This window comes from Ureibacillus sp. GCM10028918 (assembly GCF_042666115.1).
Classification (GTDB): domain Bacteria; phylum Bacillota; class Bacilli; order Bacillales_A; family Planococcaceae; genus Ureibacillus.
In genome coordinates, this window is sequence record NZ_JBHTFK010000002.1 from 448,749 (window position 1) to 472,040 (window position 23,292).

Genomic DNA, 23,292 nt, shown 5'->3' on the forward strand with positions numbered 1-23,292 from the left:
TTCAATAAATGGAGGTGCTTTTTATATTGGAAAAATCAAAGAAAATATTAAAAATAATCCTGATAGTATTCTAGTAAAATTTACAAAAATTCTACCAGGAAGAGGGTTTAATAATCTTGAAAACTATTATGGTTGTTGGAGCAACGGGTGTTCTTGGAAAGCTGGTTTATAAAGAATTACTAAGAGTATTTGAAGACCAAATAAAGTTAAGCGTAACGGATTACAAACCTGAAAATGAATTTATGCCTGTTCTTATCCTTAAAACACATCTCATTACAGGTAATTCCTGCAGTTAGATGTGTTTTTACTTGCTGAATAGGCAATCAATTCTCCTCTCAGTCGAAATAGAAAATAGTATATAAATATACACAATATTTTTTAGCAAAGGAGAATAAGTGATGAAAATAAATTGGAAAGTCCGTCTTAGACATCGACAATTTTGGATTGCCATCATTTCGGCATTCGTTTTATTGGCAAATCATGCTGCCTCATTATTTGGTGTGGATATCACTATAATCAGTGCGAAAATACATCAATTATTGGAGACAATCTTGCTTATCTTAGCCCTATTTGGAATTATTATCGACCCCACAACAGCAGGTGTAAAAGACAGTTCCCAAGTGATGGTTTATACAAAACCAAGAAATGAAGACGAGAAAGTACCAAGTCCGGTGGAGCAAGTAGAAGAAAAACAACAAGAAAAGTAAAGCAGATGTGCAGCATAATCCATAAATAGAAGTAGAAAACCAAAAAAAGGGGGTAACTAAGGAAAAAGTAGAGGTAATTCCAAAAAAATTTATATCAAAGAACAATGTGTATCAAAAGTAATGATTTAACTGTTTTGGGATATTACTCTAAACAAACTGGAAAATTTTATTTATACTAAGACATAGGGGTGGGGTGTCTTACTATGATATTATTTTCCAATAATTTTATAGAGGTAATCGAAGAAAACAATAAAGTGTTCTTAAACACAATACAACCAAATTTTTTGTTGAAGGATTTTGATCAAATTCTAAGGAAATATCCAAGAATTCGACTAACTAACTTTGCTTTATTAAAAAGAACATTAGAAAAAGAATCTATTCAACCGGTTGAAATCGGTCAATGGCTTCCTGTCATTGAATTAGAAATCTCAAAAGACAAAATGTCAGCCACAATCTCAATCAATGAAACAAATGAAAAAGTTTTAGATAATCAACAGATAATCCTTCAAAATTTAGATGAGCTATTATCTGAAAATCAAATTAGTCATGGTATTAAAGAAATTGAAATAAATAAACTGATTACTGGAAAGTCCTACTGCATTGCTGAAGGTACACTACCAGTAAAAGGTGCAGATGCGAAAGTCACTTATTTAGAAATTCCTGAAAGAAAACCAGTCATTCATGAAGATGGCAAAGCAGATTATTTTGAAATGAATTTTATTTTTGAAATTAATGAAGGTGACTGGTTAGGTGAAAAAATTCCTCCCCAACCTGGGATTGAGGGAATAAATATCTTTGGAGAGCGTGTTCCAGCTCCATTCGGTGAGGATGTGCCTCTTCAATATGACCCACAGGCTGCTTATGAAGTAGATCAAAATGACAAGATTATCCTACACGCTTCAAAATCTGGGGCCGTTGAAAAAAGACAAGGGCTACTTACTGTCAACAATCATTTGACAATTGATGGAGATGTCGGAATCGCTACAGGGAACATACAATTTGATGGTTCTGTCTCTATCAGGGGTACAGTAAATAGTGGCTATTCTGTAAGCGCAATGGGCGATATTTCAATAGAAAGTCCAGAAGGTGTAACCGGTGCTAAGCTGCTCAAATCTGAAAATGGTGATATTTATATAAAAAATGGCCTCTTTGGATTAGGGGATACAGAAGTTATGGCAGGAGGAAGCATTTTTGTAAAACATGTGAATGATGCAAATTTATTCGCAAACAATGAGATTGTTATCGGATTTTATTCCTTAGGTTCATACTTAGTGGCAAACACCATTAAATTGGATGAAAGAAATGGCAAGATTATTGGCGGAAAAGCCATAGCCAAAAATACAATTATTACATCGGTTTCAGGGAATCGATTAGAAAGACGTACGGAATTGGTAATTGAAAGTTTAAGTAAGCAGGAAGCCTATGACCAAGTTCAAGATAAAGCAGCCCTTTTAAAGAGTATGCGTGAAGAAACTTTACAGTTAACGGTAAAAGTAGATGAAGTAAATAAACATAAAAGTAAGCTAAGCCGACAACATCTAAAAAGTTTAGAGGCTCTACAACAAGAATTAGAAAAAAAGAAAAAGCAATGTGAGCTAATCGATAAAGAAATCCAGCAGTTAATGCTAGATATGAAAAATATCGGAAAGGAAGAAGTTCTTGTCACGAAAGAGGCTTTTTCCGGTACCTATATTAGGATTGGCAAAAAATCCTCGTTGCTTAACCAAAGTAAGCATGGGAAGTTTAAATTAGAATTTGGAGAATTGAATGTATAAAATGACAAACCGAGTCCCTATCTTTGCTCACCGAGGAGCATCAGGTTATACTTTGGAAAATACATTTAAAGCCTTTGAAAAAGCAAGGCTTCTGGGTGCTGATGGTATTGAATTGGATGTACAGTGTACCAAAGATAACCGTTTAGTTGTGTATCATGATCTAGATTTGTTTCGTTTGACGGGGGTAAGGAAGAAAATCAACGAATGTACTTTAGAAGAATTAATAAAATATCCTCTAGGGAAACATATTTTAAGACGTTTCTCAAAAGAGCGAATCCCTACATTTCAGGCAGTAGTAGAATGGGCCAATGGCTACAACATGCCATTAAATATTGAATTGAAGGAAACACTACTAAACAATCATAATGCTATGATCGATTGTCTGCAGAAATTGGAATTGCCTATGGGTAGTCATTTCTCGTCATTTCATGATGAGTTAATGAGAGTAGTAAAAATGCAAAGGCCGGAACTTCAAACTGCCATTATTGCAACTAAAAAATTCAATTGGCAAGATTTATGGAAACAATCACATATCGACGCGGTTCATGCGCATAGAAAATATTACAAACCGGAGTATTTTAAAGCATGCATTGAGGCAGGAAAGGGACTGCGATACTATGCTATTACTGGAAAGGAACCGTATTTAGCCAATCCCGATCCATCAGTCATTGGCTGGATAACTGATTTCCCAGATACTGTAGCAAAAGCAGCAAATAGAAAAAAATAAAATAGACGTTCAATAATAGGGGACTTGGTTATCCTAGAATTGAGCGTCTATTTTTTATGTTAGAAAGTTTTATGTAAAAATTTCTCACTTACTGAACCTTTGGTGGGATTTTACCATTTTTGCGATCTCTGTGAATTAAGAAACCTGCAAAAAACCCTAACCCAACGACTAAGAAAATGATTCCTAGAATGAATTGTAGCCATAACCAGGGAAATGGTGATATTAATTTGCCGAACAATGTATCTCTCATAAATTTAATTCCAGCACCAGCCATTAATGCAGGAATTAACATAATGATAAACGCTACCATTCTTGCCATTTGTCTTAACACCTCACTATACCTTTTATTGTACAATGGTCAACATGAAAGTCAAGGAACACTAGCATTTTTACATAATGCAGAATAACATTTCTGATAGTTCCAAATATTCTTAATATAACAATTTTGACATTTATTGTTGCCTATTTCCAGAATTAAAAGTATGTTTAGATTAGGTAAGAAAATTTTTTAGGCAGACTAATATGATTTAAGAATTATTAGTTTGATTTTAATGAAATTATTGATTATTCGAGAAAGAAAACGCTTACTTTATTGGAGGGATAGTTATGGAAATCTTCAAGTACTTAGAAAAATACGATTATGAACAAGTTGTTTTTTGCCAAGATAAAACTTCTGGTTTGAAAGCAATAATTGCTATTCATGATACAACACTTGGTCCTGCTTTAGGTGGATGTAGGATGTGGACGTATGCAACTGAAGAGCAAGCAATTGAAGATGCACTCCGTCTAGCTCGAGGAATGACATATAAAAATGCTGCTGCAGGCCTAAACCTTGGTGGTGGTAAAACTGTTATTATCGGTGATCCCTTTAAAGACAAAAATGAAGAAATGTTCAGAGCATTAGGTCGATTCATACAAGGACTGAATGGACGATACATTACTGCTGAAGATGTTGGAACAACAGTATCTGACATGGATTTAATTCATGAAGAAACGGATTATGTAACTGGAATCTCGCCGACATTTGGTTCATCAGGAAATCCATCGCCGATCACGGCATACGGTGTTTATCTTGGCATGAAAGCAGCTGCAAAAGAAGCTTTTGGAGTGGATAGTTTACAAGATCGAACAGTTGCTGTTCAGGGACTTGGAAATGTAGCTTATACCTTATGCGAATATTTATATAAAGAAGGCGCTAAATTAGTTGTTACCGACATCAATCAAAAAGCAATTGATAGAGTTGTTAATGATTTTAATGCCATTGCAGTTGAACCTGAAGAAATCTATAATCAAGATGTTGATATCTTCTCGCCTTGTGCATTAGGGGCCATCATCAATGATGAAACAATTCCTCAGTTAAAGGCTAAAGTCATTGCCGGGTCTGCAAATAATCAGCTTAAGGATTCGAAGCATGGCGATATCATACATGAAATGGGCATTGTTTATGCACCTGATTACGTTATTAATGCAGGTGGTGTGATAAACGTTGCCGATGAATTATATGGTTATAATAGAGAGCGTGCTATGAAACGTGTAGAAACAATTTACGATAGCATTGCGAAAATCTTTGAAATTTCAAAACGTGATAATATACCAACATATCTAGCGGCAAATCGTCTTGCTGAAGAACGAATTGAGCGTATGTCTAAATCCCGTTCACAATTTTTAAAGAATGGGAAAAATATATTAAACGGAAGATAATTTATATGTTTTAAAAAGTCATCTGCGGGAAGTGAAGATTTTCTTTGCTTCCCAATTTGGGTAGGAGGGAATTATTTGGCTCATGAATATGATTTAGTCATCCTTGGTGGTGGAACAGGGGGCTATGTAGCTGCGATCAGAGCATCACAGCTTGGACTTAAAACGGCAATCGTAGAAAAAGAGCAGCTGGGTGGTACTTGCCTTCATAAGGGGTGTATCCCAAGTAAAGCTCTATTAAGAAGTGCTGAAGTTTACCGGCAAACAGTTAATTCTCAGGAATTTGGTGTAGAGGCCCTTGAGGTCAAACTTAATTTTCCAGCAGTTCAAAGTAGAAAGACAGCCATCGTAGAGCAACTTCATAATGGCGTGAAAGCATTGATTAAAAAGGGGAAAATCGATGTATATCATGGTACGGGTAGAATTCTGGGACCGTCGATCTTCTCGCCGATGCCTGGAACGATTTCAGTAGAAATGGAAGGGCATGAAAATGAAATGCTGATTCCAAAAAATGTCATATTAGCAACTGGCTCACGACCTAGAAATTTAAATGGGATAAATGTTGACGGACAAACAATTCTTTCATCAGACCATGCATTACAATTAGAAACATTGCCTACTTCTATCATTATTGTTGGCGGTGGCGTCATTGGTATCGAATGGGCTTCAATGTTAGCAGACTTTGGGGTACAAGTTACAGTTTTAGAGTATGGAGATCGCATTCTACCAAGTGAAGATGTAGAAGTTTCAAATGAAATGGAAAAACACCTTGCAAAAAGAGGTGTTGAAATTATAAAAAATGCTGAATTACTATCAGATACTATTGAAGTGCAGGATGGAATCAAGATATCTGCCAATATAAAAGGGGAAAATAAATCTTATTTTGCAGAGAAACTTTTATTAGCCGTTGGTCGAATTGGTAATATTGATGATATTGGATTAGATAATACGGAAATTGAGACTGAATCAAATTTCATTAAAGTTAACGATGCTTATCAAACAAAAGAAAAGCATATATACGCGATTGGTGATGTAATCGGGGGTATGCAATTAGCACATATCGCATCACATGAAGGTATTGCGGCTGTTGAACATATTGTGAACGGCGAAAAGAAGCCGATTGATTATACAAATGTTGCGCGCTGTATATACAGTTTTCCAGAAGCAGCAAGTATCGGTCTCACAGAAGAACAAGCAAAAACGAATGGTTTCGATATCAAAGTTGGTAGGTTCCCATTTAAAGGTATAGGTAAAGCTTTAGTTTACGGAGATGCAGAAGGATTTGTTAAGATTATTGCAGACAAAGAAACGAATGATCTATTGGGTGTTCATATGATAGGACCACATGTTACAGATCTAATTTCAGAAGCAGCATTAGGTAAATTATTGGATTCTACTCCTTGGGAAATCGGTCAAACCATTCACCCTCACCCTTCACTGAGTGAAATATTGGGTGAAGCAGCTCTTGCTGTAGAGGGAAGAGCCATTCACTTCTAAAAGAATAGATTAATAGGAAATCGAGAATGAATGGGTATCGATATCAAGTTACAGTTATGGAATGATAGTGGTAAAATGAAGCTTTCCACTTTATTGAAAGGGGATGTTTTATGTGGGAGAAGTGAAAATTCAACATCAGCAATTAGGATTATCTGATAAAGATGTCCTCAAAATGTATGAAACAATGTTAATGGCTAGACGCCTTGATGAGAGAATGTGGTTGCTTAATCGCGCTGGCAAAATTCCATTTGTCATTTCGTGTCAAGGTCAAGAAGCTGCGCAAGTTGGAGCGGCATTTGCACTTGACGAGACAAAGGATTATATAGCTCCATACTATCGTGATATGGGAGTTGTGCTGCATTTTGGGATGACAGCAAAGGATCTAATGCTTTCCGCGTTTGCAAAAGCCGAGGATCCAAACTCAGGTGGACGTCAGATGCCCGGGCACTTCGGTCAAAAGACAAATCGAATTTTAACAGGTTCATCTCCTGTCGCGACTCAAATACCTCATGCAGTAGGAGTAGCACTTGCTGGTAAAATGAGAAAACAAGATTATTTAGCATTTGTAACTCTTGGTGAAGGCTCTACTAATCAAGGAGATTTTCATGAAGGGGCTAATTTTGCAGGTGTTCATAAATTACCAGTCATTATTATGGTTGAAAACAATCAATATGCGATCTCTGTGCCAATTGAAAAGCAATTAGGTTGTGCGAAAGTATCTGATCGAGCGATCGGCTATGGAATGCCGGGTGTTACAGTGGATGGCAAAAATCCATTAGAAGTCTACCAAGTGGTAAAGGAAGCAGCTGATCGTGCAAGACGCGGGGAAGGACCAAGTTTGATCGAAACAGTTACTTTCCGTTTGACAGCGCATTCATCAGATGACGACGATCGTCAATATCGAACGGCTGAGGATATTGCAGAAGGTAGAGCCAAAGACCCGATTAAGTTATTTGAAAACTATTTAAAAGAGTCAAAGGTAGCAACAGAAGACGATTTTAAACAACTTAATGAGAAAGTGATGGCTATCGTCAATGACGCTACTAACTATGCGGAGAATGCTCCGTATGCAACTCCAGAGCATGCACTGAAATATGTGTACGAGGAAGGAGAAGAGAGCTGATGGCAGTGATTTCATTTATTGAAGCAATTCAAATGGCAATGAAAGAAGAAATGGAAAGAGACGAAAATGTCTTTATATTAGGGGAAGATGTTGGCCTCAAAGGTGGTGTGTTTAAGGCCACTGCCGGGCTGTATGATCAATTTGGAGAATCTCGTGTACTTGATACACCTTTAGCAGAAAGTGCGATTGCCGGGGTTGCAATCGGTGCAGCGATGGTTGGAATGCGTCCTATTGCTGAAATGCAATTTGCTGACTTCATCATGCCAGCCGTAAATCAAATTGTGTCAGAGGCTGCAAAAATTCGCTACCGTTCAAACAATGATTGGCACTGTCCTATTGTTATACGTGCACCTTTTGGTGGAGGAATACACGGAGCGCTTTACCATTCTCAATCGGTGGAAGCGTTATTTGCTGGTACTCCAGGTCTAAAGATTGTTATTCCTTCTACACCATACGACGCAAAGGGTTTATTGAAGGCAGCAATTCGAGACGAAGATCCGGTACTATTTTTCGAACATAAACGTGCCTATCGTTTAATAAAAGGTGAGGTTCCTGCAGATGACTATGTACTGCCAATAGGAAAAGCGGAAGTAAAACGCGAGGGTGACGATATTACTGTGATTACCTATGGTTTAGCAGTGAATTTTGCTATCCAAGCTGCAGAGCGACTTGCAGATGATGGTATTCAAGCACATATCTTAGATTTGCGCACAGTTTACCCATTAGATAAAGAAGCAATCATTGAAGCAGCAAGCAAGACTGGGAAAGTATTATTAGTTACGGAAGATAATAAAGAAGGTAGCATTATGAGTGAAGTAGCAGCAATTATTGCAGAACATTGCTTATTTGATTTAGATGCGCCCATTAAGCGCCTAGCTGGTCCTGATGTTCCTGCTATGCCCTATGCACCAACAATGGAAAAATATTTCATGATTAATCCTGAAAAAATAGAACAAGCAATGCGAAGCTTGGCTGCGTTCTAAAAGGGGGATATTAGATGTCTATTGAAAATATTTTAATGCCGCAACTGGGAGAAAGTGTGACCGAGGGTACAATCGAAAAATGGTTAGTCCAACCAGGAGACAAGGTCAATAAATACGATCCGATTGCAGAGGTAGTAACTGACAAAGTAAATGCAGAAATTCCTTCCTCATATACAGGGACGATTAAAGAACTGGTAGCAAAAGAGGGCGAAGCATTACAGGTTGGCACAATCATTTGTTCTGTTGATGTAGCGAATGAGGCAATTGGAGATACCACAGCCGTTCAGCCACTAAATTCTAATGTCAGTTCAGCTAGCGTAGATGCAACTGATCAGGTGCAAACAGAAAAAGCGGAACCAGCCAAGACGGTATCAAGTTCAACTTCAAAAAAACGATACTCACCAGCTGTTTTACGATTAGCTGAGGAACATAATATCGACTTGCAACAAGTAGAAGGTACTGGTTTAGAAGGTCGAATTACTAGAAAAGACCTGCAGAAACTTATAGAAAATGGCCAAACACCACAGACAGAACCTTTCACTAAGGCACAAATTGTACCTGTACAACAAGTGGAAGAAAAGCAAACAGCAACAGTTAAAGAAAATGCCGTTGCTTTTGAAAGTACTGCGCATGATATTGAAATCCCCGTTTCATCAGTCCGCCGAGCAATTGCGAAAAATATGGTGCGGAGCGCACAAGAGGTACCACATGCTTGGATGATGATGGAAGTGGATGTAACAAATCTTGTAGCTTATCGAGATGCCATCAAAACTGAATTCAAAGGAAAAGAAGGATTTAACTTAACCTATTTTGCATTCTTCATTAAAGCAATTGCAAGGGCATTGAAAGAGTTTCCAATGATGAATTCAGTTTGGGCTGATGACAAAATTATACAAAAGAAAGACATTAATATTTCTATTGCAGTAGCAACAGAAGATGCCTTATTTGTTCCTGTTATCAAAAATGCTGATGAAAAATCCATTAAAGGCATTGCAAAAGAGATTCATGAGCTTTCTACTATTGTAAGAAGTGGAAAACTTCGTTCTGAGCATATGCAAGGTGGGACGTTCACTGTAAATAATACGGGTTCATTTGGTTCTGTTCAGTCGATGGGAATTATTAATTATCCGCAAGCTGCAATTATACAGGTAGAGTCTATCGTAAAAAGACCGGTAATTATGGAAGGTGGCATGTTTGCTGCACGTGATATGGTAAACTTATGCCTATCTCTTGACCATAGAATTTTAGATGGACTCATTTGTGGGAAATTTCTGAATAGAGTGAAAGATATTCTCGAAAATGCAAATAAAGACACGATGTCCGTCTACTAAAAGTAAAAGAAGCCTTGTTTTATAAGGCTTCTTTTACTTTTTTTACTTTATTGGAAAGCTTTTCTAATGTAGAATTAAATTAATAATGATACTTTAATTAGTTGAGTTACTCATGCTCAACTAATTATTGTTAATTTTAGTGGGGCATTAAAGAGGGAGTCCCACAGCTCATTACTACGGGATAATAGTTAAAGGGGGAAGCTTTTTAGCGAGAATATGTCAATTCAAATGAAGGATATTCAATTTCCATCAGTTACTTATGATGAGTGGAAAGCAGAGGCAATAAAAGCATTAAAGGGGAAACCGTTTGAAACGTTATTCACTAAAACAATTGAAGGTGTAATACTAGAGCCTCTTTATACGCAAGAAATGTTAGTGGACAAATTAGGGGAACAATTAGAAAAACAGATTTCGACGATTCGATCATTTAAGGCTACAGATGGAATCAAAGTATCACAACAAATATATGGAGAAACTGCCTCACAATTTTTCACTTCACTCCAAGAAAGTATTGAGCGAGGAAATGATTGTATAGCAATCGATAGCAAGGGAGTTTCTTTTGGTTGGGATGATGAAAATTTAATTCGATTAGCAAAACACTTAATTGAAAATCAGTTCAAGCTATATGTGGATAATAAACTAGACCCTATTTTGGATGTTTTTAATAAAATAGATGAACCAACTTTAAAAGGCTTTATCGTTTCAAATGAGCCCTTAAGATTAAATGGTTTCGAGAATGTAAGAACAAATTCAGTAAATACGGTTCCTTATCATTATGAAGGGGCAAATGCTATTCAAGAGTTGGCATTGGCTCTGGCATTGGCAGCTAAATATGCTGAGGCAGAAGGCGGATTTGAAAGCTTAACATCTAAATTCTTTGTCAACTTTGCCATCGATACACAGTTCTTCTCTGAAATTGCGAAATTACGAGCTTTTAAAGTATTGTGGAAAGCGTTTACAAAAGCGTACGAAGTTGATAAGCCTACCGCAATTCCTGTGTTGGCAGAGACTTCTTTAAGAAGCTATACAAAAGCAGATCAATATGTAAACCTATTACGAGCTGGAAACGAAGCGCTTGCTGCCTTAATCGGAGGGGCAGATTACTTTACTGTACATCCACATGATTGTTTAATAAAGCCAACCGAAAAATCAATCCGAATCGCACGTAATGTTTCATTAGTTTTAAAAGAAGAATCATATGTCGAAAATGTTTTAGATGCTTCTGGTGGATCCTACTTTATAGAAGCTTTAACAGCTGAATATGTAGAAAAAGCTTGGGAGCTATTTTTAGAAATTGAGAAGGTTGGGGGCATTGATGCATATACCCAATCAGGTAAGCTAAAAGCTGATTTAGATGAAGTATACAAGAGTAGACTAAAAGAGGTGGAGACTCGGAAACACTCGCTTATTGGGACGAATATTTATGCAAACCCAGTTGATGAAGTGCCTGCTGAGACAAATGGCCAATTTGCACAAATAAAGCGTCTAGCGATTCCATTTGAAAATTTACGAGTGAATTATAAAACGATTCAGCCGAAAATTGCCATTCTAACATACGGAAAATTAAAAGACTTTAAACCGCGTGCAGATTTTGTTGAAGGATTCTTTGCAACTGCTGGTATTGTACCCGAAAAGTCAGGTGATATTTTTACCATTGAATCTGCGAAGGACTGGATTGAAAAGGCTGATTGTGATTATGTAGTCATTGCTGCAAAAGATGAGGATGCAAGTACGCTTGTCCCTTTTATTCTTGAAACTAAACCTAAATCCTTAATAGTAGATGTAGCAGGCAGGTTTAAACAGGAACAAGAAGCATGGTTAGCTAAAGGTTTAAATGGCTTTATATTTGCTGGTCAAAATATTGTTGAAAAGCTGACGGAGATCTTTGAAAGCTTGAAGGGGGTACAACAATGAGTAAGCGTAAGCCGAATTTCGAATCCGTCCAAATACAGGATGTCTTAGTAAATGAACACTTGCAATCAGAACGCAATTTTATGACGAATGAAGGAATTGACGTTCAAGATTTTTATAATAAGGAAGATATTGAACATCTCAATCATTTAAATGACGTTTCCGGTGTTGCACCAAATACACGGGGGCCATATCCAACAATGTATGTTGCCCGACCATGGACTGTACGTCAATATGCGGGATTTTCAACGGCAGAAGAGTCAAATGCATTCTACCGTCGAAATTTAGCGATGGGTCAAAAAGGGTTATCGGTTGCATTTGATTTAGCTACACACCGTGGATACGATTCCACACATCCTCGTGTAAAGGGGGATGTAGGTAAAGCAGGGGTTGCCATTGATTCAATTGAAGATATGAAAATTCTATTTGATGGCATTCCTTTAGATCAAATGTCTGTATCAATGACAATGAATGGTGCAGTATTACCCATCATGGCCTTTTATATCGTGGCTGCTGAAGAACAAGGTGTTACTCCGGAGCAACTTGCAGGTACGATTCAAAATGATATTTTAAAAGAATATATGGTACGAAATACATATATTTATCCACCAGAGATGTCCATGAAAATTATCGCGGATATCTTTGAGTATACAAGTAAATATATGCCTAAATTCAATTCCATTTCGATTTCGGGATACCATATTCAAGAAGCTGGCGCTACTAACGACATCGAATTAGCATACACTTTAGCTGATGGACTGGAATATGTACGTACAGGTTTAAAAGCAGGCATCGATATTGATTCATTTGCACCAAGGCTTTCATTCTTCTGGGCTATTGGTATGAATTATTTTATGGAAGTTGCAAAAATGCGTGCTGCTCGCCGTATCTGGGCACAGATGATGAGTACATTTAATCCGAAAAATCCAAAGTCTTTAGCTTTGCGTACACACTCTCAAACTTCGGGATGGTCTCTAACTGAGCAAGATCCATTTAATAATGTAACGAGAACATTAATTGAAGCAAATGCGGCTGCAATGGGGCATACGCAATCGCTGCATACTAATGCGCTTGATGAAGCAATTGCTCTGCCAACTGATTTCTCTGCTCGTATCGCACGGAATACTCAATTGTTCCTGCAAGAAGAAACGGCAATGACAAAAGTTATTGATCCATGGGGCGGCTCTTATTATGTTGAGAAATTAACTGAAGAACTAATTGAAAAAGCTTGGATATTAATCGAGGAGATTGAAGAACTTGGTGGAATGGCAAAAGCGATTGAAACGGGCTTGCCTAAAATGAAAGTCGAAGAATCTGCTGCAAAACGACAAGCAAAAATTGATTCTAAATCAGAAACAATCGTCGGGGTCAATAAATATCTGTTAGATATAGAAGAACCAATCGACATTTTAGATATTGATAATTCTATTGTTCGCCAAAAGCAAATTGAGCGATTAGAAAAGCTAAAAGCCGAACGTAATGAAGAAGAGGTCCTAAAACATCTAGCTCGCCTAACGAATGCTGCAAAAACAGGTGAAGAAAACCTATTAGCAGTTGCAGTTGATGCTGCTCGTGCACGTGCTTCCCTAGGTGAAATTTCAGATGCCATTGAACAAGTATCAGATCGCCATAAAGCAGTAATTCGTTCTATTTCCGGTGTGTATTCATCTAATTTCTCGGACGATGAATTAATTCGAGAAGTAAAACAAATGACAGAAGAATTCTTGGAAAATGAAGGCCGCCGCCCCCGAATTCTTGTTGCAAAAATGGGGCAAGACGGTCACGATCGTGGAGCAAAAGTAGTAGCAACGGGCTATGCAGACTTGGGTTTTGATGTAGATATTTCTCCTTTATTTATGACACCCGAAGAAGCAGCACAAATGGCGGTTGAAAATGATGTCCACTGTGTGGGCGTATCTTCTCTTGCCGCAGGTCACAAAACGTTAGTGCCTGAGCTAATTGAAGAACTCGCAAAACTTGGTCGGAAAGATATAATTGTCATTGTAGGGGGCGTTATTCCAGCTCAAGATTATCAATTTATTTATGATGCTGGTGCTGTAGCCATCTTTGGTCCGGGTACAGTTATTCCAGTGTCTGCAATAAAAATCATCGAAGAAATTTATCGACGTTTAGGCTATGAGGAAGTGTAAGTTTAATGGAACGAAAAGAAAACTTGCAGGAAAACAAGGGCGCATTAAATGTCAGGCATGGAGTAGAAGGTGGTCATGATGGGATGACCATTAAACCAAAAAAATTCAAGAAAAAGCAGCAGGACCCAATAGATATTGCTAAATTAGCAATTGAAGTGCGCAATGGACAGCGAACGTCGCTTTCAAAAGCCATCACCCTCATCGAAAGCTCGAATAACGAGCATAAAGAACAGGCTCAAAAGCTACTGCAAGAGCTCCTCCCATTTACGGGGCATAGTATCCGAATAGGAATTACCGGAGTCCCGGGAGCGGGTAAAAGTTCTTTCATTGAAGCTTTTGGTACGATGCTTTGTAATATGGGGAAGAAGGTCGCAGTTTTGGCAATCGATCCTAGTTCAACCCTTTCGGGGGGGAGTATATTAGGAGACAAAACCCGAATGGAGGAATTGAGTCGTAATAAAAGTGCTTTTGTACGACCTTCTGCCAGCGCCGGTACTCTAGGTGGAGTGCATAAGAAATCCAGAGAAACGATGCTTCTATGTGAAGCTGCAGGTTATGATGTCATCCTGATTGAAACGGTTGGAGTTGGGCAAAGCGAAACTTATGTACGAGGGATGGTTGATTTCTTCCTATTGTTAGTATTAACAGGTGCAGGTGACGAATTACAAGGAATGAAAAAAGGCATTATGGAATTGGCTGATGGTATAGTAGTTCATAAAAGTGACGGAGATAATGTTCAAAAGGCGAGAAAGACGGTTCGTGAATATATGCAAATTCTTCATTTTCTACAACCCGCAACAAAAGGTTGGATGAGTAAAGCATTACCAGTTTCCTCAATAGAAAAAGCAGGTTTGACGGATGTTTGGGAAATGATCTGCCAATTTGAAACAACCATTAAAAGTACTTCTATTTGGGAAGCAAGACGTCGCGAACAAACGAAAGAATGGTTCCATACAATGATTCGCGATACATTGATTGATGCGTTTTTCCAAAATTCGGATAGAAAAAGTCAAGTAAAGTCGATTGAAGAGGCAATTCTGCAAGGAGAAATTACTGTGACACAGGGAGTATCAAAATTGTTTTCATAGAGAGCAAGATAATCTGCAAATTGATTGCTTTATGTTAAAATGAATAGTTGAGAGGAGCGATAAATCATGAATATGGATTACGATTTATTTATGGAAGAGATTAAAAGAACAGCACGTGCTGAAATTGAAGGTGCTGGCTATGAACAATTAAAAACACCGGAAGAAGTTGAGGAAGCATTTGCACGTCCTGGAACTACACTAGTAATGGTGAACTCTGTATGTGGCTGTGCAGGAGGTATTGCACGTCCAGCAGCTGCGAACGCTATTCATTATGATAAACGTCCAGACCATTTAGTAACAGTATTTGCTGGTCAAGATAAGGAAGCGACTGCTGCTGCACGTCATTTCTTTGGGGATAATCATATCCCATCATCACCAGCATTTGTTTTATTAAAAGACGGAAAAGTAGTTGCTGATGTTGGTCGTCATGAAATTGAAGGACATGATCCGATGTCGGTTGTTGCAAATCTTCAAGGCAACTTCGAAGAATATTGTGAAGAAGTGTAATCGAATATCTTGTAAGTATCAGTAGAGTTCCTGATGAAAATATGTAACTCATTGTAAAAAAGTCCTTAAAGCAATAGCTTTAAGGACAAGTTTTATTTTATATTATCTAAATCTTCATACTACTTTATTGTCATGATGTTTGAAGGAGGAAGTCGATATTAAAAGGTATAAAATCGGCTATCGAACAATTAAAACTGCTGTAGGTGCAACAATTGCCATCGCAATTGCGAGTTATTTTAATTTGCAATTTGCATCCTCTGCTGCTATTTTAACAATACTTTGTATACAGACTACCAAAAGGAAATCTGTCCATGCAGTGTATACAAGATTTGTAGCTAGCTTGGTAGGAATGGCTTTTGCCTATCTATTATTTGAAACATTCGAGTACAATCCTATTGTGCTTGGGATTATGATTCTATTATTTATTCCGACAATTGTCTCAATAAATGTCTCGGCGGGTTTTATCTCAAGTGTTGTAATAATTATGCATGTCTATTCAGAAGCTAATTTTACAATCGATTTATTTTTAAATGAGCTAGCTTTAATGGCAATCGGCTTTGGTACAGCACTTGCTGTGAATATGTATATGGGTGATTATCAGAAGGATTTGGAACGTTATATCGACGAATTAGAATCAATTTATCGTTCAATTTTTTCAGAAGTTGTAAAGTATTTGCGAAATGGAGATACATCCTGGGATGGAAAGGAAATTATTGAAGCTGAGAATCTGCTAAATCGAGCAAAATCTTTAGCCTTCAAGGATGTTGAAAATCATTTAACGCGTAAACAAAATGAATTTTATCTTTATTTTGATATGCGTGAGAAGCAATTTGAGATTATTGAACGAGTACTTCCAAAGATTACAACATTGCCTGTTATGGTACAACAGGCGGAATTAGTAGCAGAGTTTATGGAGGATTTAGCGGAAAACGTCCATTCCGGAAATACCGCAAAGAGATTTAGAGAGAAATTAGAGATCGTTAAAGAAGAGTTTGCAAAAATGCCTAACCCGGAAACGCATGAAAAATTCCTTGCAATGGCATCACTTTATCAATTTATTGAAGAGATGGATGAGTATCTAATGATTAAACAGTCATTTAAAGGATTTAAGAAAAAGGGAAAAAAGAAGGCGATTACAGATGAGGTGTAATCGCAAAGGGCAGAATTTAGAAGAATGATAGTCCAAATGCTAAAGTAGAGATTACCATAATAGCTATCATACTATATACAACGACTTTTTGAAATTTTTTATTACTCATATTCTTTTCTCTCCTTTGTTTCTTATTTTTAAGTTTATCAAATTTAAAAAATAACACAAGTACGTAGCGAATTGTTTTCAAATTAGTTAAAATATATATGTACTATAACAGAGGGGGAGCTATGGTGGAGAAAATCGATCATATTGGTATTGCTGTTAAAAACTTGGATGAGCAAGTTACATATTATACGGAAACACTTGGACTGAAATTACTGAAAATTGAAGAAGTTCCGTCTCAGCATGTTCGCGTAGCATTTGTAGATGCTGGTAATGTTAAGCTTGAATTATTGGAGCCGACAAGCGAGGAAAGCGCAATCTATAAACATATTGAAAAACGAGGAGAAGGTATACAACACTTAGCTTTTGGGGTAACTGGCATTCGTGAGAGAATGCAGGAATTAAGAGAAAAAGGGGTTCGGATTCTGTCGGATGAACCACAACCAGGTGCAGGAGGAGCGGAAGTAGCCTTTTTACATCCTAAGGATTCTTTTGGTGTTTTATATGAACTTTGTGATAAAAGTGGAAAAGGGGATAAATAAGCCATGGATATGTTTGAAAAAATTAACGAAATGTATGACCGTAAGCGCGAGATCGAGCTTGGTGGGGGAGACAAACGAATTGAAAAGCAACATGAAAAAGGGAAACTAACAGCTCGTGAACGCATTGACTTATTACTTGATGAGAATACATTTGTAGAAATCAATCCATTTATCACGCATAGAACAACCGATTTTGGAATGGACATGCAAGTTGGGCCAGGAGATGGCGTAGTAACAGGATTCGGAAAAATTAATGGACGTAATGTCTATCTATTTGCCCAAGACTTTACTGTATTTGGCGGTGCCCTTGGTGAAATGCATGCCATGAAAATCGCTGCCGTAATGGACTTGGCAGCAAAAAATGGAACGCCATTCATCGGTATTAACGATTCAGGTGGAGCTCGTATACAAGAAGGGGTACTATCGTTAGATGGGTATGGTCATATTTTCTACCGCAATTCAATCTATTCAGGGGTTATTCCTCAAATTTCGGTAATTATGGGGCCTTGTGCTGGAGGAGCAGTTTATTCACCAGCAATTACTGACTTCATCTTAATGGTTGATAAGACTTCACAAATGTTCATTACTGGACCAAAAGTAATCGAAACTGTAACAGGCGAAAAAATTTCTTCCGAAGATTTGGGTGGGTCAAAAGTGCATAACTCCATTAGTGGGAATGCCCATTTCCGTGCACCTTCCGAAGAAGAATCTATTGAACAAATTCGTAGATTACTAAGTTATCTACCCCAAAGTTATAAAGAAAAAGCACCAAAGCAACCAAGACCACAAACTGATGATTATCGTCCAGATATCATCGACTATGTACCAATTGAACCAACAAAACCGTACGATGTTCGTAGAGTAGTAGAACAAGTAGTAGATGAAGGTTCATTTATGGAGGTCCACTCTGAGTTTGCAAAAAATATCGTAGTTGGTTTCGCCCGTATTGCTGGGGAGTCTGTTGGACTAGTTTGTAACCAACCTAAAGCACTTGCTGGAGGTTTAGATATTGATTCGTCAGATAAAGCATCTCGTTTTATTCGCACATGTGATTCCTTCAATATACCGATTATCACATTCGAGGATGTTTCTGGTTTCTTCCCAGGTGTAAAACAAGAGCATGGTGGAATCATCCGACATGGGGCAAAAATTTTATATGCTTATTCAGAAGCGACAGTTCCAAAAATTACAGTTATTTTACGGAAAGCATATGGCGGGGCATATGTCGCATTAAACTCAAAAGCCATTGGTGCAGATCTAGTATTTGCTTGGCCAAATGCTGAAATTGCTGTAATGGGTGCTGCTGGAGCAGCGAATATTATTTTTGCAAATGAAATTGCCAAATCACAAGATCCAGAGGCAACTCGTGCGGCAAAAATAGAAGAATATAAAGATAAATTTGCCAATCCATATGTAGCCGCTTCGCGTGGCATGGTAGATGACGTTATCGATCCTCGTGAAACTCGCATCAAATTGATACAAGCTTTAGACATGCTTTCAAACAAAGAGGAAACAAGACCAGCGAAAAAACACGGAAATATCCCGCTATAAAAAAGTAAAAGAGTTGTTCCAAATTGAATTGGGACAACTCTTTTATATTACATTTTTTCTTCTTTTTTATTGTCTTCTTCGTCGTCTAAAACACCTTTAGTGGAATCTTTGAAGTTTTTCATCGATTCACCAATCGAGCGTCCTAATTTTGGTAGCTTAGAAGGACCAAAGATGATTAAGATTATCACTAAAATAATGATTAAACCAGGAATTCCGATTGAATTTAACATGAGATTTTTCCTCCGACTTGAACAGCTGCTTAGAAAGTATAATTCCTATTAATCCCCTCTAGATAATAATGGCACATAAGGATCTCACTAGTATCTAGAGGGGACAAACGTTTTTATGTTTGATAGGAATTATTTTTTTGCACTGTCTTCTTTTTTGTTATCTACTAATGTGAACTCTTCTTTTACTTCTTTGAACTCACCAGTTACATCATCGACAACATCTTTTGTAGAATTTTTAAATTCTTTTAAAGTTTGTCCAACTGCTTTACCAAGTTGTGGCAGTTTAGATGGTCCGAATAAGATTAACGCAATTACCAGGATGATAACTAATCCCGGTACTCCAATGGATTGTAACATAAGAGAACCTCCTTAAAAGTTAGTGTGTAACTTCTTCAGCATTTTTTAATTGCTTTTTATAAGTTTTCTCCGAAACTATAATACTTATTTCAAATAAAAGCAACAATGGAATAATAATTAAGAAATCTGAAACAAAATCAGGTGGAGAAATCATAACCCCAACCACAATTAAGATAAAGTATGCAACTTTTCGCATTTTTCGTAAACGAGCAGGAGTGACTATTCCTAACTTTGTTAAAAACAGGATAACAACTGGCAGTTCAAATACAAGACCTACTGGAATTAGCAGGTTAAACATAAGTGTAAAATATTGCTTCATCCCGTAAGTTTCGGTTGCACCGATAGATTCATTAATATTCGACATAAAATTTAGCATAAGTGGAAACAAAATAAAGTAGCTAAATGAAACACCTATTAAAAATAGGATGAACGCAGCAGGGATAAATGTTCCAGCGCTAGCTGCTTCCTTATTAGTTAATCCAGGTTTTGTAAATTGCCAAAGCTGATGCATCCCGACTGGTAAAGTGAAACATATTGCAACAAGAAGCGCACACTTGACATAGATGGATATACCATCAGTGTACCCAAATACGTTCCAATCAACGTGTTTAGCAACATCTTGCGATTTTAAGAACTGTAAAATATCAGGTGCGAATATGAAACCTATTAATAGTGTGATGACGAAAATTATACTAATAATTATAAGTCGTTTACGTAATTCTTCTAAGTGTTCTACTAATGTAAATTCTTTATCCTCCATATTTTCACCCCCATACAAAAGATTACAAAAATAAAATAAAGATTTGATTTTAATTACAGATTTGTTATAGAATATAGTAGTTTCATTGGAACCATGTAAATTATACACGCTTAAATTGAAAAGTAAATAGATTAGTATAGTATTTAAGGTGTATTGAAGGGGGGATTAAACCTTGACTGAATATAACCGTGACGAATTGAATCAAATTATACAGGTATTAGCAGGACTACTACTTTTCAGTGGGTATGCCTTAACGCTTGATAACTTTTTTGGAGATGTGACGACATTTTCACTTTTTGGCTCAGGTTTGGGATTAGCTATAATACTAGCTTGCTGGATTGGTAGAAATCATCTAGCATTCATTATTAGTTCTGTCTCTATGTCTTTAGTTTTATCAATTTTTTTCATTTTGGGAGCAATTTAGTATTTTATTGGAGGAGTCATTATGTCAGAAAAAGAACAAAATTTTACAGGAAAAAAATCCACTAGACGTAATTTCTTAAAAAATTCAGGGTTAACACTTGGAGGTCTAGTACTAGGTGGGGCAGTAACAAGTTTAGTTGTAAAAAACAATGATGAAAGTATCACAACTTCTGCACCACTACATTCAGAAAACAATCATGAAGCGGTCAACTATAATAAAGCTTTAATGTTCTTTACACCAGAACAATATTCAACTATTGCCGCTGCAACTGAACAAATCTTTCCTAAGACAGAAGTAGGTCCTGGTGCCGAAGAGTTACTAGTTCCATATTTTATTGACCATCAATTAGCAGGGTCATATGGCTTGATGAGTAAAGAATATACAAAAGGTCCGTTCTATCCTAATGAAGCAACGCCATTATTCGGTCATCAATCACATTTAACTCGTCAAGACGTTTTTGTATTAGGAATTAAATTGTTAAATTCTGAAGCAACTAAAAGATTCGAGAAAAAATTCTATGAACTTGAAGCTGAACAGCAAATTGAAATTCTGACAGCGGTAGAAGCAGATGAAGTTGAATTAAAAGCAACAATAACACCTTCTTATTTCTTTAAATTATTACGTTCAGCAACACTTGAAGGTGTATATTCTGATCCATTGTATGGCGGAAACAAAGATATGGCTGGTTGGAAGATGAAAAAATTCCCAGGTCACCAAATGTCATATGCAAACATGGTAGAAAAAGAAGAATTTGTTGAAATTGAGCCGCAAAGCTTAAATGCACAACATAATCACTAATCGGAGGTTTAACAATGGCAACAACATTACCAAAAACAGATATAGTATTAGTAGGAGTAGGTTGGACAGGTGGAATTATCGCTGCTGAGCTTACAAAAAAAGGCTATCAAGTTGTAGGTCTAGAACGTGGTAAAACACGTAGTATGAATGATTACTTGATGGTGCATGATGAACTTCGTTATGCAAATCGAAACGAAATGATGCAAGATTTATCAAAAGAAACTTGGACTGTTCGACATGACCCAAGTAAACGTGCACTACCATATCGTAACCATGGTTCTTTCTTGATTGGTGACGGATTAGGTGGTTCTGGTGAACACTGGAATGGTTTAACATATCGTTTTATGCCGTATGATTTTGAAATCCGTACAAAAACAATCGAACGTTATGGTGAAGATAAAATACCAGCAGATATGCCGATTCAAGACTGGGGAATTACATATGATGAAATGGTTCCTTACTTTGAAAAATTTGAAGAGATGATTGGTTTATCTGGGGAAGAAAATCCACATCCAGACGCGCCAAAAGTTAAATATCCAACAGCTCCGTTAAAAGAAACTCCAGCAATGAAGATGTTTAGAGAAGCAGCAACTAATCTGGGATATCATCCTTATACTGCACCTGCAGCGACTTTGTCTGAAACTTATACAAACAAAGACGAAATTACACGTGGAGCATGTCAATATTGTGGTTTCTGTGAACGATTTGGTTGTGAATATGGAGCAAAAGCATCCCCAATCGTGACTGTTTTACCAGTTGCTGAAAAAACAGGTAAGTTTGAAGTACGTACAGAATCTTCGGTTCGTCGCATCATCCACGAAAACGGGAAAGCGACAGGTGTTTTATATATCGATACAAATACTGGTGAAGAATTTATTCAACCAGCGACAGTTGTTGCAGTAACAAGTTATATTTTGAACAACGTTCGTCTTTTATTATTATCTAATTTAGGTAAACCATACAATTATGAAACAGGTGAAGGAATCATTGGTAAGAACTATGCATATCAAATGACTTCAGCATCATCTACTGGATTCTTTGAAGATAAAGAATTCAACTCATTTATTGGTACAGGTGCACTAGCTGGCGTATTAGACGACTTCAATGGTGACCATTTCGACCACTCTGATCTTGATTTCATTCACGGTGGTAATATCGCACTAGGCCATTACGGTAGACGTCCAATTGCAAATAACTCAACACCGAAAGGAACGGCTACTTGGGGTAAAGAGTTTAAAGATGCATCGATCTACTGGGCAAATAAATATATGAGCGTTGGTTCTCAAGGTTCAGTTATGCCTAATAAAAACAACTTCTTATCGTTGGATCCACAGTATACAGATCAATATGGCGATCCACTATTAAGTATTACATTTAACTATAAAGAAAACGAAATTAATCAACAAAAATATATCCGTGAAATCACAACGAATATCCTAAAAGAAATGGGTGCAACGGAAGTTACGACACCAGGAGATCAAGGTGATTGGGATACAACTAAATATCAAACAACTCATAATACCGGTGGAGCTATAATGGGTGCTGATCCAAAAACTTCTGCGTTAAATAGTTATCTTCAAATGTGGGATTGTGAAAATGTATTCATTCCAGGTGCAAACGCATTCCCTCATAACTCAGGTATGAATCCAACTGGTACAGTTGGAGCGTTAGCTTACCGTGCAGCCGAAGGTATTGAAAAATATCTTACAAACGGTGGCGGATCATTAGTTTAATCTGTAATTTTTTAGATGAATGAAAAAAATTTCTGCATTACTAGATTAATATATTGCTTTTAGTCAACGTTGAATGGGTTATCTCTTCTATGAGATAACTCATTTTTATAATATTAATTAACTAAAAAAAAAATAATTTTAACTA

General features: G+C 37.0%; 24 protein-coding genes. 19 read left to right on the plus strand and 5 right to left on the minus strand.

The features are described 5' to 3' along the window. Positions 1-116 precede the first annotated feature (116 nt). The 4 genes from ACFQU5_RS02185 to ACFQU5_RS02200 all read left to right on the plus strand — a co-directional run bounded on the left by ACFQU5_RS02185 (position 117) and on the right by ACFQU5_RS02200 (position 3,209). Positions 117-296, plus strand: coding sequence for a hypothetical protein (locus ACFQU5_RS02185; RefSeq protein ID WP_390284254.1), 180 nt, complete (start codon positions 117-119; stop codon positions 294-296). Between the two features lie 102 nt (positions 297-398). Next, a complete protein-coding gene (locus tag ACFQU5_RS02190; RefSeq protein ID WP_390284256.1) occupies positions 399-707 on the plus strand; it encodes a phage holin in 309 nt (102 codons plus the stop codon). A gap of 203 nt (positions 708-910) precedes the next feature. Then, a complete protein-coding gene (locus ACFQU5_RS02195) occupies positions 911-2,482 on the plus strand; it encodes a flagellar assembly protein A (RefSeq protein WP_390284258.1) in 1,572 nt (523 codons plus the stop codon). Then, on the plus strand, positions 2,475-3,209 hold the full coding sequence (locus ACFQU5_RS02200; protein ID WP_390284260.1) for a glycerophosphodiester phosphodiesterase: 735 nt from the start codon (positions 2,475-2,477) through the stop codon (positions 3,207-3,209). The genes ACFQU5_RS02195 and ACFQU5_RS02200 overlap by 8 nt, the downstream gene beginning before the upstream one ends. Before the next feature lie 88 nt (positions 3,210-3,297). Here the strand turns inward: ACFQU5_RS02200 and ACFQU5_RS02205 are convergent, their stop codons facing one another. Continuing rightward, the gene (locus ACFQU5_RS02205) at positions 3,298-3,528 is read right to left on the minus strand and encodes a DUF2627 domain-containing protein (RefSeq protein ID WP_390284262.1); all 231 of its coding nucleotides are present in this window, start codon (positions 3,526-3,528) and stop codon (positions 3,298-3,300) included. Between the two features lie 287 nt (positions 3,529-3,815). On the opposite strand from ACFQU5_RS02205, the gene ACFQU5_RS02210 reads away from it, so the two are divergent. The 10 genes from ACFQU5_RS02210 to ACFQU5_RS02255 all read left to right on the plus strand — a co-directional run bounded on the left by ACFQU5_RS02210 (position 3,816) and on the right by ACFQU5_RS02255 (position 16,647). Further along, entirely contained in the window at positions 3,816-4,910 is a 1,095-nt protein-coding gene (locus tag ACFQU5_RS02210; protein WP_390284264.1) for a Leu/Phe/Val dehydrogenase, read from the plus strand. 75 nt (positions 4,911-4,985) lie between these two features. Next, a complete protein-coding gene (gene lpdA, locus ACFQU5_RS02215; RefSeq protein ID WP_390284266.1) occupies positions 4,986-6,404 on the plus strand; it encodes a dihydrolipoyl dehydrogenase in 1,419 nt (472 codons plus the stop codon). Between the two features lie 172 nt (positions 6,405-6,576). Beyond that, positions 6,577-7,527: a thiamine pyrophosphate-dependent dehydrogenase E1 component subunit alpha gene (locus ACFQU5_RS02220; protein WP_390284694.1), complete on the plus strand. Its 951-nt coding sequence runs from the start codon at positions 6,577-6,579 to the stop codon at positions 7,525-7,527. Next, on the plus strand, positions 7,527-8,510 hold the full coding sequence (locus ACFQU5_RS02225; protein ID WP_390284268.1) for an alpha-ketoacid dehydrogenase subunit beta: 984 nt from the start codon (positions 7,527-7,529) through the stop codon (positions 8,508-8,510). The genes ACFQU5_RS02220 and ACFQU5_RS02225 overlap by 1 nt, the downstream gene beginning before the upstream one ends. Before the next feature lie 14 nt (positions 8,511-8,524). Beyond that, entirely contained in the window at positions 8,525-9,841 is a 1,317-nt protein-coding gene (locus tag ACFQU5_RS02230) for a dihydrolipoamide acetyltransferase family protein (protein ID WP_390284270.1), read from the plus strand. Between the two features lie 216 nt (positions 9,842-10,057). Then, entirely contained in the window at positions 10,058-11,755 is a 1,698-nt protein-coding gene (locus ACFQU5_RS02235; RefSeq protein WP_390284272.1) for a methylmalonyl-CoA mutase family protein, read from the plus strand. Continuing rightward, positions 11,752-13,902 (plus strand): methylmalonyl-CoA mutase, encoded by a 2,151-nt coding sequence (gene scpA / locus ACFQU5_RS02240; protein WP_390284274.1) that lies wholly within the window; start codon positions 11,752-11,754, stop codon positions 13,900-13,902. Before ACFQU5_RS02235 ends, scpA begins: the two co-directional genes overlap by 4 nt. 5 nt (positions 13,903-13,907) lie before the next feature. Next, the gene (gene meaB / locus ACFQU5_RS02245) at positions 13,908-14,990 is read left to right on the plus strand and encodes a methylmalonyl Co-A mutase-associated GTPase MeaB (RefSeq protein ID WP_390284276.1); all 1,083 of its coding nucleotides are present in this window, start codon (positions 13,908-13,910) and stop codon (positions 14,988-14,990) included. A 66-nt stretch (positions 14,991-15,056) separates the two neighbouring features. Further along, positions 15,057-15,497, plus strand: coding sequence for a BrxA/BrxB family bacilliredoxin (locus ACFQU5_RS02250; RefSeq protein WP_390284278.1), 441 nt, complete (start codon positions 15,057-15,059; stop codon positions 15,495-15,497). A 139-nt stretch (positions 15,498-15,636) separates the two neighbouring features. Continuing rightward, complete coding sequence (locus ACFQU5_RS02255) at positions 15,637-16,647, plus strand: aromatic acid exporter family protein (protein WP_390284280.1); 1,011 nt, start codon at positions 15,637-15,639, stop codon at positions 16,645-16,647. A 16-nt stretch (positions 16,648-16,663) separates the two neighbouring features. Here the strand turns inward: ACFQU5_RS02255 and prli42 are convergent, their stop codons facing one another. Further along, positions 16,664-16,756, minus strand: a complete 93-nt coding sequence (gene prli42 / locus ACFQU5_RS02260; protein ID WP_390284282.1) for a stressosome-associated protein Prli42 — start codon at positions 16,754-16,756, stop codon at positions 16,664-16,666. A 124-nt stretch (positions 16,757-16,880) separates the two neighbouring features. Between prli42 and mce the strand changes: the two genes are divergently transcribed. Continuing rightward, entirely contained in the window at positions 16,881-17,294 is a 414-nt protein-coding gene (mce, locus tag ACFQU5_RS02265) for a methylmalonyl-CoA epimerase (RefSeq protein WP_390284696.1), read from the plus strand. Positions 17,295-17,297: 3 nt separating this feature from the next. Continuing rightward, positions 17,298-18,845 carry an acyl-CoA carboxylase subunit beta gene (locus ACFQU5_RS02270; RefSeq protein ID WP_390284284.1) on the plus strand — a complete coding sequence of 516 codons (1,548 nt, stop codon included), beginning with the start codon at positions 17,298-17,300 and terminating at the stop codon, positions 18,843-18,845. A gap of 47 nt (positions 18,846-18,892) precedes the next feature. Here the strand turns inward: ACFQU5_RS02270 and tatA are convergent, their stop codons facing one another. The 3 genes from tatA to tatC form a co-directional block, all read right to left on the minus strand. Next, positions 18,893-19,075, minus strand: a complete 183-nt coding sequence (gene tatA, locus ACFQU5_RS02275; RefSeq protein WP_390284286.1) for a twin-arginine translocase TatA/TatE family subunit — start codon at positions 19,073-19,075, stop codon at positions 18,893-18,895. A gap of 129 nt (positions 19,076-19,204) precedes the next feature. Then, positions 19,205-19,432 carry a twin-arginine translocase TatA/TatE family subunit gene (locus tag ACFQU5_RS02280; RefSeq protein ID WP_390284288.1) on the minus strand — a complete coding sequence of 76 codons (228 nt, stop codon included), beginning with the start codon at positions 19,430-19,432 and terminating at the stop codon, positions 19,205-19,207. Positions 19,433-19,451: 19 nt separating this feature from the next. Continuing rightward, positions 19,452-20,192 (minus strand): twin-arginine translocase subunit TatC, encoded by a 741-nt coding sequence (gene tatC, locus ACFQU5_RS02285; protein WP_390284290.1) that lies wholly within the window; start codon positions 20,190-20,192, stop codon positions 19,452-19,454. Between the two features lie 172 nt (positions 20,193-20,364). Here tatC and ACFQU5_RS02290 point away from each other — a divergent pair, with 172 nt between their 5' ends. Genes ACFQU5_RS02290 through ACFQU5_RS02300 form a run of 3 tightly spaced genes read left to right on the plus strand, consistent with a single transcriptional unit; the run spans position 20,365 to position 23,147 of the window. Further along, positions 20,365-20,616, plus strand: a complete 252-nt coding sequence (locus ACFQU5_RS02290; protein WP_390284292.1) for a hypothetical protein — start codon at positions 20,365-20,367, stop codon at positions 20,614-20,616. A 21-nt stretch (positions 20,617-20,637) separates the two neighbouring features. Further along, positions 20,638-21,414 (plus strand): gluconate 2-dehydrogenase subunit 3 family protein, encoded by a 777-nt coding sequence (locus tag ACFQU5_RS02295; RefSeq protein ID WP_390284294.1) that lies wholly within the window; start codon positions 20,638-20,640, stop codon positions 21,412-21,414. A 14-nt stretch (positions 21,415-21,428) separates the two neighbouring features. After that, positions 21,429-23,147 carry a GMC family oxidoreductase gene (locus ACFQU5_RS02300; RefSeq protein ID WP_390284296.1) on the plus strand — a complete coding sequence of 573 codons (1,719 nt, stop codon included), beginning with the start codon at positions 21,429-21,431 and terminating at the stop codon, positions 23,145-23,147. Positions 23,148-23,292: the final 145 nt, after the last annotated feature.

Excerpts from the sequence above, each read along its gene's own strand:
- ACFQU5_RS02190 (WP_390284256.1), top strand. The coding sequence starts at position 399 with ATGAAAATAAATTGGAAAGTCCGTCTTAGACATCGACAATTTTGGATT.
- ACFQU5_RS02295 (WP_390284294.1), top strand. The coding sequence starts at position 20,638 with ATGTCAGAAAAAGAACAAAATTTTACAGGAAAAAAATCCACTAGACGT.
- ACFQU5_RS02230 (WP_390284270.1), top strand. The coding sequence starts at position 8,525 with ATGTCTATTGAAAATATTTTAATGCCGCAACTGGGAGAAAGTGTGACC.
- ACFQU5_RS02220 (WP_390284694.1), top strand. The coding sequence starts at position 6,577 with ATGTATGAAACAATGTTAATGGCTAGACGCCTTGATGAGAGAATGTGG.
- ACFQU5_RS02205 (WP_390284262.1), bottom strand. The coding sequence starts at position 3,528 with ATGGCAAGAATGGTAGCGTTTATCATTATGTTAATTCCTGCATTAATG.
- prli42 (WP_390284282.1), bottom strand. The coding sequence starts at position 16,756 with ATGAGTAATAAAAAATTTCAAAAAGTCGTTGTATATAGTATGATAGCT.
- ACFQU5_RS02235 (WP_390284272.1), top strand. The coding sequence starts at position 10,058 with ATGTCAATTCAAATGAAGGATATTCAATTTCCATCAGTTACTTATGAT.
- tatC (WP_390284290.1), bottom strand. The coding sequence starts at position 20,192 with ATGGAGGATAAAGAATTTACATTAGTAGAACACTTAGAAGAATTACGT.
- meaB (WP_390284276.1), top strand. The coding sequence starts at position 13,908 with ATGGAACGAAAAGAAAACTTGCAGGAAAACAAGGGCGCATTAAATGTC.
- ACFQU5_RS02225 (WP_390284268.1), top strand. The coding sequence starts at position 7,527 with ATGGCAGTGATTTCATTTATTGAAGCAATTCAAATGGCAATGAAAGAA.
- ACFQU5_RS02300 (WP_390284296.1), top strand. The coding sequence starts at position 21,429 with ATGGCAACAACATTACCAAAAACAGATATAGTATTAGTAGGAGTAGGT.
- scpA (WP_390284274.1), top strand. The coding sequence starts at position 11,752 with ATGAGTAAGCGTAAGCCGAATTTCGAATCCGTCCAAATACAGGATGTC.
- ACFQU5_RS02195 (WP_390284258.1), top strand. The coding sequence starts at position 911 with ATGATATTATTTTCCAATAATTTTATAGAGGTAATCGAAGAAAACAAT.
- ACFQU5_RS02280 (WP_390284288.1), bottom strand. The coding sequence starts at position 19,432 with ATGTTACAATCCATTGGAGTACCGGGATTAGTTATCATCCTGGTAATT.
- ACFQU5_RS02210 (WP_390284264.1), top strand. The coding sequence starts at position 3,816 with ATGGAAATCTTCAAGTACTTAGAAAAATACGATTATGAACAAGTTGTT.
- ACFQU5_RS02250 (WP_390284278.1), top strand. The coding sequence starts at position 15,057 with ATGAATATGGATTACGATTTATTTATGGAAGAGATTAAAAGAACAGCA.
- tatA (WP_390284286.1), bottom strand. The coding sequence starts at position 19,075 with ATGTTAAATTCAATCGGAATTCCTGGTTTAATCATTATTTTAGTGATA.
- ACFQU5_RS02270 (WP_390284284.1), top strand. The coding sequence starts at position 17,298 with ATGGATATGTTTGAAAAAATTAACGAAATGTATGACCGTAAGCGCGAG.
- ACFQU5_RS02200 (WP_390284260.1), top strand. The coding sequence starts at position 2,475 with ATGTATAAAATGACAAACCGAGTCCCTATCTTTGCTCACCGAGGAGCA.